A 15,464-nucleotide genomic window follows, 5' to 3' on the forward strand; every position below is an offset into this window, starting at 1 on the left:
CCCAATGCAAACCCCGAGCGATCCCGCGCTGACGCCATGGCAGCTCTGCATGGGACTATCTGAGCGCGTGCAGCTTCAACAACGGCAGTTATATGAAACACAGTGCAAGCTTCAAGAACAGCAGCAGCTCATGAGCGAATTTCAGCGCCAGCTCGATGAACTGCGCGCTCGCCTGCAAGCCGCGGAAAGCCGGCCGGTCTACCATATCGAGAAGATGGAGTACGCGTTCGATCAGCTGAAGGTCGAAAAGCTCGACGGCACCTTGAACATCGGTATGACGCCGCCTAGCGAAGAGTACATCAAAGAGATCGGCCAGCTCGTCCTGCCCGGCGGACTTACCGCTTCAGGCAAAACACCTCCAGCGACTGGCGACACCGCAATGAGCGGGCCGAATCAATTCCCGTCTATGGGCGCTTCGAGCGGTCCCGGCGCGACAGCCCCTCAGCCGCCATATCCCGAAATTCGGCAGCAGGTCGATATGTATTTGAACCAGGTCGCGCCGGAGAAACTCGCCCAGTTGGAGAACGAATTCGGCATCCCGCTCGACCCTTACCACCGCCGGCTCATTATCGACGATATACGCAAGCAAATGTCCGCGAGAATTCAATATTACATTCAGCAGACTGCGCGCGCAGCCGCTGGCGGGTCAGGCGAGGGCGACGAGCCGGGTTCGGGCGATAACGTGCAGCCCCCGCTCTCCCAGACGCAAGCCGCTCTCGTTCTTGCCAAGACCACCAGAGATATCGACGCCGCACTTCGCGCTTACATGACTCAACTGCGCGGAGGCGCCGGAATCACCGACCAAGGGGGAGACTCGTTATGAATCTGAACGTCATTAATCACTCGCTCTACGTAGGAAGCATCGAAATGACCGCCGTGGCCAGCTCCTCCGTATTCCAAATTGGCGACACGGAGCAGTATTCGCTCCACTCCATGTTCGATACGCCTCCCGAGTCCCTCGTTGTCGGCCCCCTCGTGCCGCTGGGACCTCCGGAAGGCGCGGACCAAGCCGAAGGTGAATCATCAGTCTCGCTTGCTGCAAGCGAAGCGATTTCGGTAGGATGATGAGCGATTATCCGGTTCGCGTCTCCCACCTTGGGAAGATCAACATCATCAGCGCCAGCAGCGCCTCCATCGTGCAGTTCGGCGACCGCGGCGCGGTCAACGCGAAAGTACAGGCGCTTGCCGTGCAGCGACAACAGCCGCACAGCAAGCGCCGAGAAGTATTCTTCGAATCCTACTCGATCTTCTCGCGACCGCTGTCTCAGATCATCGAGCCCGCCTTCGAAGAGACGAACGTGCGTATGTCCGTCACCAATGTCCAACCGAGAATATGCGTCGACAGCGTCGGCATCATAGCCGTCAGCTCCTGCGGCATGATCTTCGTCGGCAACGGGTTGACTTCAATGTCGGAGACACGCGTGAAGCATATCCGTCAGTACGCCACAGCCCGCCCGCTGCCGCCGGTCGGCGGCCAATGTCCGGCAAGCCTGCCGCCCGGTGGGAGTTAGCACGCTGCCGCCATGGGTGAACGCCTAAAATCCATACATCCCGTACATTCGTCCAGACCATACCGATACCCGCACATATAATAGCAATGTGATCAGGAAAAAATCACACCAACAAACGACTTAGGAGGTATGTACAGTGGGATACCCTGTAGCAGGCGTTAACACGGGTTGCGGTCCGGTCGGCGGTTATGTTTGGGCGGGAGCTACCCTCGTCCTCGTTCTCTACATTTTGCTGGTCATCGTTCTGCGTGGCGGGCTGTACTAGCACCTAGCAGACTATACGTAAGCGAAGGAGCGCTGCCAGCGAAGGCGGCGCTTCTTCGTTATCGGGGAACTAGCGGTTCATTACCCCTGCGTGCCCATCCGGTACATCTTGATCGCCAATTGAAGCTGCAGGCGCACTTCCGCGTTATCCAAATCCGCGCCAAGGAGCTGACGCGCTTTGTCCAATCGATAAACGACGGTATTATAATGCGTGACCAGCATCTCCGACGTCAGCCGCACGTTGCCGTTGCTGCGGAAGAACGCCTCCAGCGTCTCCATCAGACTCCCACCCTTGCGGTCTGCCGTCAAGATCGGTTCTATATACCGCTCGAGCACCGCATCCCATTCTTCGCCCCTCGGAACGAGATATAACAAGCTATAGATGCCAAGATCTTCGTAACAGACAAGCTGGCTGTCCAATCGGCATATGGAAGCCACCTGTTTGGCCCGCTTGGCCGCGGTCAAGCTCGCGTACAACTTCTCTGCGCTTCCTTGCTTACCAACGTACATCGAGAGCTGCTTCTCCCCGCATATCGCTTGCAACTCGGCCATCAGCTTCGCGTCCGCCTTGCGTTCCCCGGGCATGACGAGGACGAGCTCCTGCTCATAGACGCCTGCGAACATCGGACCGCGTTCTGAGAAGGCGAAGGACGATATCCGGTCAGCCACCGCTTTGAGCGCCTGTTCGTCCGCCGTCTCTAGAGCGACTATCGCTGCCGTGAAAGGGCGGTCTATCGAGATGCTGCTCCCCACCGCTTCCGCGCGCAGACGAATGTCCGTTCTGCTCGCCAGTCGACCGCTGAGCCAGTCGAGCAGGAAATTTTCCGTGTATTTGTTTTTGGCCTCGCGGAGCGCCTCGGAGTTGGACAATTCGAGGCCGGCCAGCGCATGCAGCCGATCCATCGTCAGCGCGTCGACTGACGTGATCGGCCTCTCCGACCCGATCACGATCAAGTAAGCCGAAGCCGGCATGTTCGGGGAAATATCTGAAACATAGAGTTGAGCGGCCGTCTCGCGGGCTGCCATCAGACCACTACGAATCGAGCTCATATTCGGATACCGATATCCGCGCCACTTGGACGCTAGGGCCGCCTCTTCCAATAACGCGTTGCTGTCGTATTCGCCGCGAGCGTTCTCCGCGCAGTCGCGCAGCTGACGCGAATAGATCGTCTCTTTCTCCTTCCTCACAATGACCAGCGGGTTGCCGAACAGCGACTCCAGGTGATCCATGAACGCCATAATGCCGCTGCCGCCCGACAACATGCGGCTGACCGACTGAACCCGCTCCTCGATTGCGACGAGCTGCGCAGACTCCTGTTCAATAACGCTGCCAAGCAGCTCGCGCTTGATCGACGTGAACTCCGCTTCCTTCGGCAGCAAGAGGAGCGGCATCCCGAATCTTTCGGCAAGCTCGGCTGCTTCCTTGGGCAGAGGGTCCGTCTCCGTACTTAGCCGGATGCCGATAGCGGATGCGCCGCGTTCCGCAAGCGCCTCAACCGTCTCCGCGTAACGTTCGGGATGAGCGCGCAGCAGACGTCCAGTCGTCATGACGAGCTCCCCAGGCTTTACCCAATTGATGTCTTCCAGCAATTCGATCGCGTTAATGCGGTTAACCGCGTTCTTAAGTCCATGCGCACCCGCCACCAACGTGCACTCTCGCGGCAGGAAGGAGCGCATGAACGCCGAGACGGAGAACGCCGCCTCGCCGCTAACCACATTCTCGTTCTCATATGGCAAGGGACCCGTAGGCCCGGATCTCGTATCCATGGGCGCGTGCTCCCCGCCACCTGGTAAGGATGCCATCCGTTTCGTCTCCGCCATGAATCGATCCCTCTTTTCAATTCTTCTGTCAGTTTTCATAACACATATATGACGCGAAAATCATTTTTCTCATTGTAACCCATTCCGTTCCGAATGTCTTTAGTTCGCGCGCATAAAGTTTCGGCCGATTTTCGTATACAACACAAAAAAAGAGCCGCCATTCGGCAGCTCTCCTCACATAATGCGTATGATGGCATGAAGCTTTCTACGGTTACACCCCCGATAGTTCGGCGGCGTTCCGCCGCGCTGCAAGCTCCTGATAAATCGCGGTGTAAGCTTTGGCGGATTTCGTCCAGCTGTAATCTTCCTTAACGCCATTCGAGACGATTTGCTCCCATGTCTTCTCATCCCGGTACAGCCCGATCGCTCTGCGGATCGTGTACAGCATATCGTGCGCATTGTACCATGCGAAGCTGAACCCGTTCCCTTCGCCCGTCTCTTCCTCGTAGGATTTGACGGTATCGATCAAGCCGCCTGTCTCGCGCACAATCGGCACTGATCTGTAACGCAACGCCAGCAGCTGACTCAGACCGCAAGGCTCGAACAGCGACGGCATCAAGTACATATCGCTGCCTGCATAGATTCGCCGGGCTAACGAATCATTGAAACCGAACCACACTTTGATTTTGTCAGGCCGGCTTTCCGTCGCATGGCGGAAGATCCCTTCATAATGCGGATCGCCAGAGCCCAGCACGACAAGTTGAACGTCTTCGTCGAGCAGCTGCCACAGAACGGCGGCGATCAGATCAAGCCCCTTCTGATCAACCAACCGCGAGACGATGCCAATGAGCGGCGTGCTCTCCGACTCCGGAAGACCGAGCTCGCGCTGCAGCGCCAATTTATTGCGCCGTTTCTTCGCAAGCGAATTCCGATATGGCGTAACTAGCGCCGGATCATTCATCGGATCGAACGATGACGTATCGATACCATTCACAATGCCGGACAAATCCGCCGCGCGATGGCGGAGCAGCCCGTCCAATCCTTCGCCATACTCCGCGGTCTGGATTTCTCTCGCATATGTCGGACTGACCGTCGTCAGCTTGTCCGCATATTCAAGCGCGCCTTTCATAATATTGGCCGCCCCATGATATTCGAGACCGCGGTGGCCGAACATTTCTTCGCCCATGCCAACCAAATCCATCAGCTGCTGCGTCCCCAGCACGCCTTGGTACTTCAAATTATGAATGGTAAATACCGTCGCAATGGACGCAAGTTCCGCGACATGTCCGTATTTCGTTCGCAGCAGATAGGGAACCAATGCCGATTGCCAATCATGACAATGAATAACTTCAGGCTTCTCCATGAAATGCAGCGCTTCTATGACCGCCAGCGAGAAGAACACGAACCGTTCGGCATCGTCTTCATACCCGTACAAGCCACCGCGCCTGAAATAATATTCATTGTCGATCAAATAGTAGGAGACACCTTCAATCTCCGTCTTCAGCAATCCGCAGTACTGCCGTCTCCATCCCACCCATACTGTAAACGTCGCCAAGGGTTCCATCTGCGCCGCAACGCTCTCCGGTATCGAACCATACTTGGGCATGATAACCCCCGCGTCGACCCCGCGTTCCTTTAATGCCTTGGGCAAGGAGCCCGCGACATCCGCGAGCCCCCCCGTCTTCGCCAGCGGCACAGCTTCGGATGTGACGAATAACAGTTTCATTGCGCTTACCCCCTACCTATTCCTTCTTCCCATACGATTAAATGACTTTCCTTTTGCCCGCAAGAAACGGCACCGACTCCGCTCCGCGCAGCTCTCGAAACGGCTCAATTCGCACATCTTTGTCCAAGATGACACGGTCCAGCACGCAATTCTCCCCGATCACGCCATTTTGCATGACGATGCTGTTGCGGACGACAGCCCCCTTCGCAACATGAACGCCGCGGAAAATTATGCTGTTCACGACCGTCCCTTCGATAATGCTGCCGTTGGCGATCAATGCATTGCTCGTCTTGGCGCCGCTGCAATAGCGGGCTGGCGGTTCGTCTTTCACTTTGGTGAAAATCGGACCCGGCTCGAAGAACAAGCTCCGCCATACGTCTGGACGCAGCAGCTCCAGGCTATTCCGATAGTAACTTTCGACCGTATTCACCACGCCTAAGTATCCGTCATACAAATAGCTTCTTACATTCAACTCATCCAGCCGCCCCATGATCGCCTGTCGTACAAGGTGATCTTTGCCTTGCGCGAGCGATGAATCGACGAGCTCCAACAGCAGTTCTTTCCGCATAATGTACATTTCCATGGAGATCAGATCGCTGTCCAGACGCCCGTAATGATCCTGGATACCTACAATGCGCCCCATCCCGTCCAGACTTACTTTGCGCGCTGTCCCGCCTAACAGATCGCTTTGCTTTTTGCAGACGACCGTAATATCCGCACCGGTCTCAATATGCTGCTCCAGCACCGGGTCGAAGTCGACATTGCAGACCATATGGCTGCGCGTAATGACTACGTAGTCGAGATCACTGCGGTTGAAGTAGTCGCGATTCTGATAGAAGTGGAACAGGTCACCGCGGCGCACTTCGTTGCCATCGTCCGTCAGCGGCGGGAGCACGAACAGACTGCTTTGACGGTGGTGCAGATCCCAATGCCGCCCGGAGCCCAGATGATCCATGAGCGAACGATACTTGGTATGGGCGAATACCGCAACTTTAGAAATGCCGGAATTGACCATGCTGGAGAGCGCGAAATCAATGAGGCGGTAACGGGAGCCGAACGGCACGGAAGCCGGGCACCTCGAGGCGGTGAGCGATTCCAGTTCGTCCGATTCGTGAATCAGGTTGATGACGCCGAGCAAATTACGGTTCATGGCTGCTCCACCTCCTGAAGGGAATGACTTGCGGTTACATACTCGTCGCTGCCGATCACGGTTATGGTCTGAATATCCGGACTCCCAATAATGACACCATCGCCAATGATGGCGCCTTCGCCGACGATCGCTTTGTAGATGCGCACACCGTTGCCAATCCGAACATTCGGCATAATGACCGAATCTACAATACGACTTTTCGCGCCAGCCTGCACGCCATGGAACAGCACCGAACGTTCGACATGCCCCTCGACGACGCACCCTTCCGTCACCAAGGAACTGACGATCTCCGCCTCCGGACCCGTCACATGCCCCGGACGATTCGGATTGACGGAGTAGATTCGCCACTGCCGATCGTTCAAATCCAGTGCCGGATTCTCCGCCAGCAAATCCATGTTCGCTTCCCACAAACTATCGATCGTGCCGACATCCTTCCAATACCCTTCAAATAAGTAAGAGTGCAAATGCATGTTATCTTGCAGCATCGCAGGAATAATGTCTTTGCCGAAATCGTTGCCGGACAGCCGGTTCGCTTCATCGCGGATCAAGTACCGCTGAAGTACCGTCCAAGAGAAAATATAGATACCCATCGAAGCCAAGTTGCTCGTTGGCACCTTCGGCTTCTCTTCGAACGAGGTGATTCGGCCTTGGTCTGAAACATGCATCACGCCGAAGCGGCTCGCTTCCTTCCAACCGACCTCGATGCCCGCGATCGTGACGTCCGCACCCGTTTGTTTGTGCGCTTGAAGCATTTGATCGTAGTCCATTTTATAAATATGATCGCCAGAGATAATGAGGACGTATTCGGGATCGAACCGGTCGATGAAGCCCATATTCTGATAAATGGCGTTGGCCGTGCCTTTGTACCACATGCCGCCTTTCTGCTTGACGTATGGAGGCAGAACCGCCATCCCCCCATCTCGCCGATCCATCCCCCAAGGACTGCCGATGCCCAAATGACCATTCAGGACAAGCGGCTGATACTGCGTCAGGACGCCGACCGTATCAATGCCAGAGTGCATGCAGTTGCTAAGCGTGAAATCAATAATCCGGTATTTTCCTCCGAAAGGAACGGCCGGCTTCGCCAGGTCTTTCGTCAACACGCCGAGCCTCTTGCCTTCTCCGCCGGCGAGCAGCATCGCAATCATCTCTTTACGGCCCATGGTCAACTCTCCCCGCTTGCGGCATTCGGTACGCTACTCCGTCATCTGCAGACCGATGGCTGCTGCACGATACGCAAGCCTTCTGTCCTCATGCTGCCGGTTATGCCCGCCACCGCTGATTATTTGGATAGAAGCACTTTTCTATTGGAACGTCCTTTCTTGCGGACGGGCGCCAACCCTTCATAGTGGAACAATTGAAACGTTAGCGGCGGGATGTCGACTTCCACGCTGCACGGCCGCCCATGCCAAGGCGTCTCCTCCGCTTCGACGCTGCGGCGCCAGTTCGGCGTGCCGCCGCCGAATTCCTCGCCATCGCTGCTGAGCACAAGCGCGTATCGCCCCGCTTCCGGGACCCCGACGCGGTAATCGCGATAGTGCTGAAGCGAGAAATTGCAGACGATAATCGAGAACTGATCCGGCGCAAGGCCGCGCCGAAGGAAGACGATAATACTTTGTGCCGCATTGTGGACATCCACCCATTCGAAACCGGCAGGATCGCAATCCCGTTCCCACAATGCCGCATCGTTCGCGTAAGCCGCGTTGAGCGTCTGCACGAAATGATTCATGCGCCGGTGCGCCTCATAGTCAAGCAGCATCCAGTCCAGCGATTCGGCATCTTTCCATTCGTCGTATTGTCCCCATTCTCCGCCCATAAACAGCAGCTTCTTGCCCGGATGCGTCATCCAGTACCCATAGAACAACCGAAGCTGAGCGAACCTTTGTTCATAGCTGCCGGACATTTTGTTAAGTAACGAACGCTTCCCGTGCACCACTTCGTCGTGAGACAGCGGCAGCACGAAATTCTCGGAGAAGGCGTACATAAGCGAGAAGGTGATCAAATGATGGTAGCGGCCGCGATCCCGCGGATCGAGGGCCATATAACGGAGCATGTCATTCATCCAGCCCATATTCCATTTAAAATTAAAACCGAGCCCCCCCATGTACGTGGGAGCCGTTACCGCGGGATAGGCCGACGAGTCTTCCGCGATCATCAGCGCATCCGGATAATAGCGGAACACCGTCTCGTTAAGCCGCTTCAGGAACCGGATCGCGTCGGTATTCTCCGTGCCGCCATGTTCGTTGAACGTCAGCAGCTCGGGCGGCTTGTCGAAGTGCAGGTCGATCATACTGGCGACCGCGTCGACGCGAAGACCGTCAATATGGTAAACATCCATCCAGAAGATGGCGTTCGAGATGAGGAAACTTTGCACTTCCGTTCGACCGAAATCAAAGGCAAGCGTTCCCCAGAGCGGCTTCTCCGCCCGTTTGGGATCCGTCCCTTCGTAGATCGGCGTGCCATCGAACAGCCGCAACCCATGATCGTCTTTGCAGAAGTGGCCGGGCACCCAGTCTAGGATAACGCCGATCCCGCGCTCATGGCACCGGTTGACGAACAACATCAGCTGCTCTGGCGTCCCATAGCGGCTCGTAGCCGAGTAGTACCCCGTCACTTGATAGCCCCATGACTGGTCAAGCGGATGTTCGGTCAGCGGAAGCAGCTCGACGTGGGTATAACCCATGCCAACGACATAATCCAGCAATTCGTCGGCCATCTCCTCGTATGTCAGGAAATCTTCTTTGCCCTTCACGCGCCACGACCCCAGATGCACCTCGTAAATGAGCATCCGCTCGTGATAAGGACTCGCTTCCTGCTGCCGGCGCTTCCACTTCTCATCCGTCCAACGGAAACTTGTCATATCCGCGACGACGGAAGCGGTGAGCGGCCGTCTCTCGGATTGAAACGCGTAAGGATCCGCCTTCAGCAGCCGCCCTCCGGCAGGCGTCTGAATCTCATACTTGTAGAGCGCGCCAGAGCCGATTCCGGGAACGAAGAGACTCCACACTCCTGTCTCGCCAACCTTCTCCATGGCGTGCCCTGCTCCATTCCAGTCATTGAACGAGCCGACGACATGGACCGAACGCGCCTCGGGCGCCCACACCGCGAACCGCACGCCAGTCTCGTCGCCCAAACGGATGGGATGAGCCCCCATCGTGCGGTAACTGTGAAACAACTCGCCTTGATTGAATAAATACAAATCACGCGCGGACAAACCGATTGATGCGGCATGAACCATGATGCGAACCCCCAATGTGGAAGATCATTGTTATGATTATGTAAATTAAAATAACGTGGTTTGCGCGGTTTCTTCCATTATACACAGGAGCATCGAAGTTGGCACTCTATTTTCTGAAAATTTAGATTGTTAAATATCATGATTTTCAAGCCCCAAACTGCTCTCTCATATATACGTGCGGATCGCCCGATTTCATGCAATGGGAATCCGCTCCCGCAGCAAAAAATCCCCTTAATTCCGGGGGATTGTCGACAAGCTGCCATCGCCATGCGCCAACGGCAAACCGTAACATACATTACCCGCCCCCATCATGCGCGAAACAACTCTATGAAAATAATGAAGACGTCGATACCTGCCACAAACGTTCCACAACACGTAAAATTTCCAATCGTTTTCCCTATCAACGGCCATGCCGCGTGTAGTAATCCTTCTCGCCGATCGCCATTGCGACCAACGCCTCACCCGTCCCATCCGCCAGCCTCCGGTTCGGCGCAGAATCGGCGCTAAAACCAACGCTCTCGTATAAATTCCGTGCCCTCTCGTTACTGGCCTTCACATCCAACCACAGACGTTTTTTATTAAGCTCACGGAATACAAATCCCATCATCAGCTTCAGCGCTTCCTTGCCATACCCTTTGCCCTTCTCTTCCACGACTAGCCGAACCAGCTCCACCTCGTCCGATTCTAAGCGTACGCCTGCCGCTATCATGTACCCAATTGGTCTGGCCGCCTGGTTCTCGATAACAATATGCAGGTGTCCGTCGCTCTGAACCGCCGCCATATGCTCATCCGGCTCCCATTGATGTACGAAACGCTCATTATCCGGATGCCGTTCCATGCCGATAATTACGCTAATGTCTTCCAGATGCGTCCGCCGCAGCAGCATTCGTTTCGATCTTGTCAACGCGTCTCTCATCGCCATCCTCCATTTCCGTTAAAGCGTCGCAACGTTTCACGCTTCAATATTCGCCCATCATCCTTATATTTCCTGTCTGCCACGTTGTTAATGTATGCAAAAAAAGACCGGCTTAGGAGCCGGTCTCATGCTGTATGGTGGTCGTACCACAAATGAACTTCGATGTCTTGATCATAATTGCCGAAACCGCTGCCGAAGAGAGAGACGCCGCCGCTATGCCTTGCTGTATCCAAGCTTGCAATTCGCAGCCTCAACTCCGCGCCCGGGCGAATATCGAGCTCGCCGATCGTCAATCCTGACGTCCGCACGCCGTCGATGAACGTGCCGCCCCCATCTACCCGAACGGTCTTGAGCCGCCCATACTGCGTCTTCGTCCACCAGTGCGGCGTAAAATTGCCATGCGGACTCGCGAACTCCCCGGGGCATGTCCACGTCCCAAGTTGTTGACCGTTCATGATGAACGTAATATCCGACGGCGTCTCCGACGTCGAACAAGGCGCGTCCGAGCAAATTTCGACCGTAATTTCGAGCATGCGCGGGCGCTCGCCCCGAACGAGGTAATTCGGAATCCGGTACTCCACGTACCCCCTGGCGAACCAGACCAGACGGGCATCCATGCGTTCCGGATCGCCGAAATAACGGGGATCGTCGCACATGCCGATGCGCTTCGCAGCCGATACAAGGCCGCATGGCGGAGAAACTTGATAGTCGGCATATTGCCCGACCGGCACAACGGTCCGATGACAGCCAGGTACGTTCATTTCCTCCGGCCGCTTGAAATTCAGCGTCGCTTCGCTCAATTGAAGGATGCACAGCTTCTGCATCCCGCGTGATGCCGGGACCAGCTCGCTGCGGACGATTCCCGCCTCTTCCAGCATCTGAACATGCCGCGTCACGATCGGCGATTGAATACCGAGCGCCTCTGATAGGCTCTTAATATTGCGGGATTGCTCCCGCAGTAATTCGATGATCCGCACGCGCGTCTCGGACGAGAAACATTCCAGAAATTTCATATTAGCCGTACTTACTTCGATGTTCATGACGCCTGTCTACCATCCGTTCCACATAAGATAGTCCAATTATATAACTTATAAGTTAATCAAATCAATAGAATACTAGCTTGTCCCCCACGTCACTTGACTCGCATCGCGTCAATGACTAAAATGATGGACGTACCGTATCATTTCTTGTCTTTAATTAACTTTTTGAGCAACTAAATAGGAGGTTGTCCGGCATGAATCCATTCTCGTTCCGCAATCCGACGGCTATCTTTTTCGGAGAAGGCTCATTGAGCAAACTTAGCGAGCAAGTCGGTCAGTATGGCAAGTCGGTTCTGCTTGTATACGGCGGAGGCAGCATCAAAAAAAGCGGGTTGTACGACCGCGTGCTGGAGCAGTTGAACGCGGCAGGCGCAACGGTGGTCGAATTGGCCGGCATCGAGCCGAATCCTCGTTTGACCACCGTCAACAAAGGCATCGAGCTGTGCCGAACGCACGGCGTTGAATTTATTCTCGCCGTCGGCGGCGGCAGCGTCATCGACGCATCCAAGGCGATCGCAGCCGGCGCGAAATATGACGGAGACGTATGGGATTTCCTCGATCGCAAGGCAGTCGTGCAAGATGCCCTGCCGATTGGCACCGTGTTAACACTCGCAGCCACCGGCTCGGAGATGAACGGCAGCTCCGTCATTACGAACTGGGAAACTCAACAGAAACGCGGCTTCGGCAGTCCGCATGTGTACCCGCGCTTCTCGATTCTCGATCCGACCCTTACATACACGGTGCCGCGCGATCAGACCGTGAACGGCGTCGTGGACATCATGTCCCACGTGTTCGAGCAATATTTCAGCCTGACGACGGACACCCCGCTCCAAGAGCGACTGTGCGAGTCCATCCTCCAGACTGTGATCGAGAATGCGGAAGTCGCGCTGGAGCAACCGGAGAATTACGCGGCTCGCGCCAATATCATGTGGTGCGGCACGCTCGCGCTTAACGGCGGGCTGATCAGCTTGGGTATGACGAACGACTGGGCATCCCATGGTATCGAGCACGAGATTAGCGCTATTTATGACATTCCTCACGGCGCGGGCTTGTCCATCGTATTCCCGAACTGGATGAAATACGTTTACGACGCGCGCCCAGACCGTTTCGCCCAATACGCCGTTCGCGTCTGGGGCATCGATCCGGCAGGCAAATCCGAAGACGAACTGGCGCTCGCCGGAATCGAAGCGACGCGCGCGTTCTTCACCAAGATCGGCGCTCCGGCGACGCTTTCCCACTATAACATCGGAAGCGAGAACCTTGACCGCATGGCGGAGGAAGCGGTTCGTTTTGGCCCGATCGGCTCGTTCAAGCGATTGAATCAAGCAGACGTTAAAGCGATCTACGAACTCAGCCTTTAATCTTGACTATTCCCTACTGAGGAGGATGCAAGCAATGGTTAATTCGATCAAGGACAGCACTACGCTCCACAATGGCGTTCGCATGCCCTGGCTCGGCTTCGGCGTATGGCAAATCAGTGAAGGAACAAGCGTCGTAGACGCTGTCAAGAGCGCGATCGACGCCGGGTACCGCAGCATCGACACCGCCGCTGCATACCGCAACGAAGAAGGCGTCGGGCAAGCGATTCGCGAGTGCGGCGTCGCCCGCGAAGAGCTCTTCATCACGACGAAAGTCTGGAACGCCGACCAAGGCTACGATTCTACGCTAGCCGCATTCGAACAAAGCCGTAAGCTGCTTGGCTTGGAATACTTCGATCTGTACCTTATTCACTGGCCGGTGAAAGGCAAGTACAAAGAAACGTGGCGAGCGCTGGAGAAACTGTATGCCGACGGACTCGTACGCGCGATCGGCGTATGCAACTTCCAGACGCATCACTTGGAAGACTTGAAGGACGGCGCATCGATTGTGCCGATGGTCAACCAGGTCGAATATCACCCGCTGCTCACCCAGCTTGAACTACACGAGTATTGCCGCGCCAACAACATCCAGCTCGAAGCTTGGAGTCCGCTAATGCAGGGCAATCTGGATCTGCCGGTCTTGGCTGAGATCGGCGAGCGTTACGGCAAGACGCCGGCTCAAGTCGTGCTCCGCTGGGATTTGCAGAATGAAGTCGTCACGATTCCGAAATCAACGACGCCTTCGCGCATTAAGTCCAACGCCGATATTTTCGATTTTACGCTCGCCCAAGACGACATGGACCGCATTACGGCGCTTAATCAATCGAAGCGGTTTGGTCCAGATCCGGACAACTTTAACTTCTAAGACGCTCGTCTAGCATGAATAGGTCATGAAATAACAAAAGCTGCTCCCCGCCATTCGATTGAATGACGACGGAGCAGCTTTTTGGTCTTCGTTGTGCAAGGAGTGGGTGCTAATCGGCATCCGCTCGTTGGCGGAGCATCTCTTTGGACAGTGAGCTTCCCGTATACTTCTTCCGGTAAGACAGTGGAGTCACGCCTACGTGATCGGCGAAGGATCGCGAAAAATGCGGCGTCTGTTTGAAACCGGTCTCTTCCGCGATTCTGGCAATCGGCCAGTTGGTCTTCAGCAGCAGCAGTTTGGCCTGATCCAATCGATAGGCAACCAAATACTGCTGCGGCGTACAGGCGAACACTTCGTTCATGCATCTGGCGATATAATTCGGGTGCAGCCCCAGCACGTCGCCGAGTTTGCGGTTCGTCACGGCATCGCGGTAATTCAGCTTCAGATAGGCTGCCGCCTCTTCCGCCACCGTTATCGGGGCTTTGGCGGCGTCGTTGCGCCATCCTTCGTCGAACAACTGCAGCAGATGCAAAAACCACTGCTGCCGCTGCCAGAACGCGGCGTGACTCGTTCCCATCGCGGCCTCATGCAGTTTGCCGAACAACGAGACCGCCTCATCCGGATAGGCAAGCGTCATCGATTTGGGCAGCCGAATGGCATAGGAGTAGTAATCCCCCCGCAGCGTGCCCGCCTCTCCGTCCTCGACTTCTTCCCATTGGCCAGCGGTTTGAAAATGAACCCAGTCGAATACCGTTTCTTCCAAGCAAGGTCCGGTCGAATAATGCCAACGATCTGGACGAAGAATGAGCATTTGTCCCGGTTTAAGCGTCCAGACGCGGTCTTCTTCCCCCACGTGCAGCGTGCCGCTATGTACGAACAGCAGATCGAATACCCCTAGATTGCAGCGGTTCGGATGCTCCCAGCCGGGACCGACGCGGCTTCGGTTAGATTCGATAAAATAAGGTAGCGGCGGTGACAAAAACGTAAGCAGCGGTTCGGACGACAAGCGGTTGACCTCCAGTAATGATGTACACCTTTAACGTTTTGCGACAAGCGCCCGTTTATTTTAACAAACAACCGCCTGGCGCGAAACCCTAATTTTTGACCGGATACTAGGAAAGTAACGCTGGGAGGAACGCAACTGCTCCTTCCGCTATACCGACGCCTGCCGCTGGGCCTCTTCCTGGATGCAAATATTCCGTTTCAATAGAAATCGTGCCATATAACGTTTCAAGAATAGATGATCGGCCAGCTTGCCCAGCATTCCCAGAGGGGACTCATAATCGAACGTGTCTACCATCAAAGTTCCGTTATCGTCCGGTATGAATCGATGCTCGTGCCAAAATCGCTTAAATGCCCCGTTCTCCATCTCGTCCACGAAGCGGTAGGGGCGCTCGAATTCGGTAATTACTGCGGTCAGCCGCTGCGTGATGCCGAAATGGACCGCTTCCCACGTGACCGATTCACCGAGCTCGATCAAGCCGGTCGTCCTGCCTGCTACCGCCCGTTCGCGAGTCTGCGAAGCGGAGACCATATGCAAGTCGATACTCCTCGCAGCGTCGAAGCACATCTCAAGCGGTGCGTGGATATGCAGCTGCATGCGAATGACAGGCACGGTTACTCCTCCTTCGACAA

At 55.6% G+C, this 15,464-nt stretch carries 15 protein-coding genes; 6 read left to right on the forward strand and 9 right to left on the reverse strand.

From position 1 onward, the window contains the following. The first annotated feature begins 4 nt into the window (after positions 1–4). From gerPC to ACFFSY_RS32155, 4 genes are all read left to right on the forward strand, one after another. Positions 5–823: a spore germination protein GerPC gene (gerPC, locus tag ACFFSY_RS32140; RefSeq protein WP_377502038.1), complete on the forward strand. Its 819-nt coding sequence runs from the start codon at positions 5–7 to the stop codon at positions 821–823. Next, positions 820–1,065, forward strand: coding sequence for a spore germination protein GerPD (locus ACFFSY_RS32145; RefSeq protein ID WP_377502041.1), 246 nt, complete (start codon positions 820–822; stop codon positions 1,063–1,065). The genes gerPC and ACFFSY_RS32145 overlap by 4 nt, the downstream gene beginning before the upstream one ends. After that, on the forward strand, positions 1,062–1,511 hold the full coding sequence (locus tag ACFFSY_RS32150; protein ID WP_377502044.1) for a spore germination protein GerPE: 450 nt from the start codon (positions 1,062–1,064) through the stop codon (positions 1,509–1,511). Before ACFFSY_RS32145 ends, ACFFSY_RS32150 begins: the two co-directional genes overlap by 4 nt. A 136-nt stretch (positions 1,512–1,647) precedes the next feature. Then, complete coding sequence (locus tag ACFFSY_RS32155) at positions 1,648–1,776, forward strand: hypothetical protein (protein WP_377502047.1); 129 nt, start codon at positions 1,648–1,650, stop codon at positions 1,774–1,776. A gap of 80 nt (positions 1,777–1,856) precedes the next feature. Here ACFFSY_RS32155 and ACFFSY_RS32160 read toward each other — a convergent pair whose 3' ends face one another. The 7 genes from ACFFSY_RS32160 to ACFFSY_RS32190 all read right to left on the reverse strand — a co-directional run bounded on the left by ACFFSY_RS32160 (position 1,857) and on the right by ACFFSY_RS32190 (position 11,606). After that, on the reverse strand, positions 1,857–3,542 hold the full coding sequence (locus ACFFSY_RS32160; protein WP_377502050.1) for a PucR family transcriptional regulator: 1,686 nt from the start codon (positions 3,540–3,542) through the stop codon (positions 1,857–1,859). Positions 3,543–3,807: 265 nt separating this feature from the next. Then, on the reverse strand, positions 3,808–5,262 hold the full coding sequence (gene glgA / locus ACFFSY_RS32165; RefSeq protein WP_377502053.1) for a glycogen synthase GlgA: 1,455 nt from the start codon (positions 5,260–5,262) through the stop codon (positions 3,808–3,810). A gap of 37 nt (positions 5,263–5,299) precedes the next feature. Further along, positions 5,300–6,412 carry a glucose-1-phosphate adenylyltransferase subunit GlgD gene (gene glgD, locus ACFFSY_RS32170; protein WP_377502056.1) on the reverse strand — a complete coding sequence of 371 codons (1,113 nt, stop codon included), beginning with the start codon at positions 6,410–6,412 and terminating at the stop codon, positions 5,300–5,302. After that, complete coding sequence (locus tag ACFFSY_RS32175; protein ID WP_377502059.1) at positions 6,409–7,575, reverse strand: glucose-1-phosphate adenylyltransferase; 1,167 nt, start codon at positions 7,573–7,575, stop codon at positions 6,409–6,411. The genes glgD and ACFFSY_RS32175 overlap by 4 nt, the downstream gene beginning before the upstream one ends. 119 nt (positions 7,576–7,694) lie before the next feature. Next, complete coding sequence (gene glgB / locus ACFFSY_RS32180; RefSeq protein ID WP_377502062.1) at positions 7,695–9,650, reverse strand: 1,4-alpha-glucan branching protein GlgB; 1,956 nt, start codon at positions 9,648–9,650, stop codon at positions 7,695–7,697. 400 nt (positions 9,651–10,050) lie between these two features. Continuing rightward, a complete protein-coding gene (locus tag ACFFSY_RS32185) occupies positions 10,051–10,566 on the reverse strand; it encodes a GNAT family N-acetyltransferase (protein ID WP_377502065.1) in 516 nt (171 codons plus the stop codon). A 125-nt stretch (positions 10,567–10,691) separates the two neighbouring features. Then, entirely contained in the window at positions 10,692–11,606 is a 915-nt protein-coding gene (locus tag ACFFSY_RS32190; RefSeq protein ID WP_377502068.1) for an ArsR/SmtB family transcription factor, read from the reverse strand. Between the two features lie 194 nt (positions 11,607–11,800). Here ACFFSY_RS32190 and ACFFSY_RS32195 point away from each other — a divergent pair, with 194 nt between their 5' ends. Beyond that, positions 11,801–12,967 carry an iron-containing alcohol dehydrogenase gene (locus tag ACFFSY_RS32195; protein ID WP_377502071.1) on the forward strand — a complete coding sequence of 389 codons (1,167 nt, stop codon included), beginning with the start codon at positions 11,801–11,803 and terminating at the stop codon, positions 12,965–12,967. A 34-nt stretch (positions 12,968–13,001) separates the two neighbouring features. Further along, positions 13,002–13,829, forward strand: a complete 828-nt coding sequence (locus tag ACFFSY_RS32200; protein ID WP_377502074.1) for an aldo/keto reductase — start codon at positions 13,002–13,004, stop codon at positions 13,827–13,829. Between the two features lie 109 nt (positions 13,830–13,938). Here ACFFSY_RS32200 and ACFFSY_RS32205 read toward each other — a convergent pair whose 3' ends face one another. Then, positions 13,939–14,835 carry a helix-turn-helix domain-containing protein gene (locus ACFFSY_RS32205; RefSeq protein ID WP_377502077.1) on the reverse strand — a complete coding sequence of 299 codons (897 nt, stop codon included), beginning with the start codon at positions 14,833–14,835 and terminating at the stop codon, positions 13,939–13,941. Between the two features lie 147 nt (positions 14,836–14,982). Next, a complete protein-coding gene (locus tag ACFFSY_RS32210) occupies positions 14,983–15,444 on the reverse strand; it encodes an SRPBCC family protein (RefSeq protein ID WP_377502080.1) in 462 nt (153 codons plus the stop codon). Positions 15,445–15,464 lie beyond the last annotated feature (20 nt).

Origin of the sequence: Paenibacillus aurantiacus (assembly GCF_042431225.1) — a bacterium.
In the GTDB taxonomy this organism is placed as follows: domain Bacteria; phylum Bacillota; class Bacilli; order Paenibacillales; family Paenibacillaceae; genus Paenibacillus_Z; species Paenibacillus_Z aurantiacus.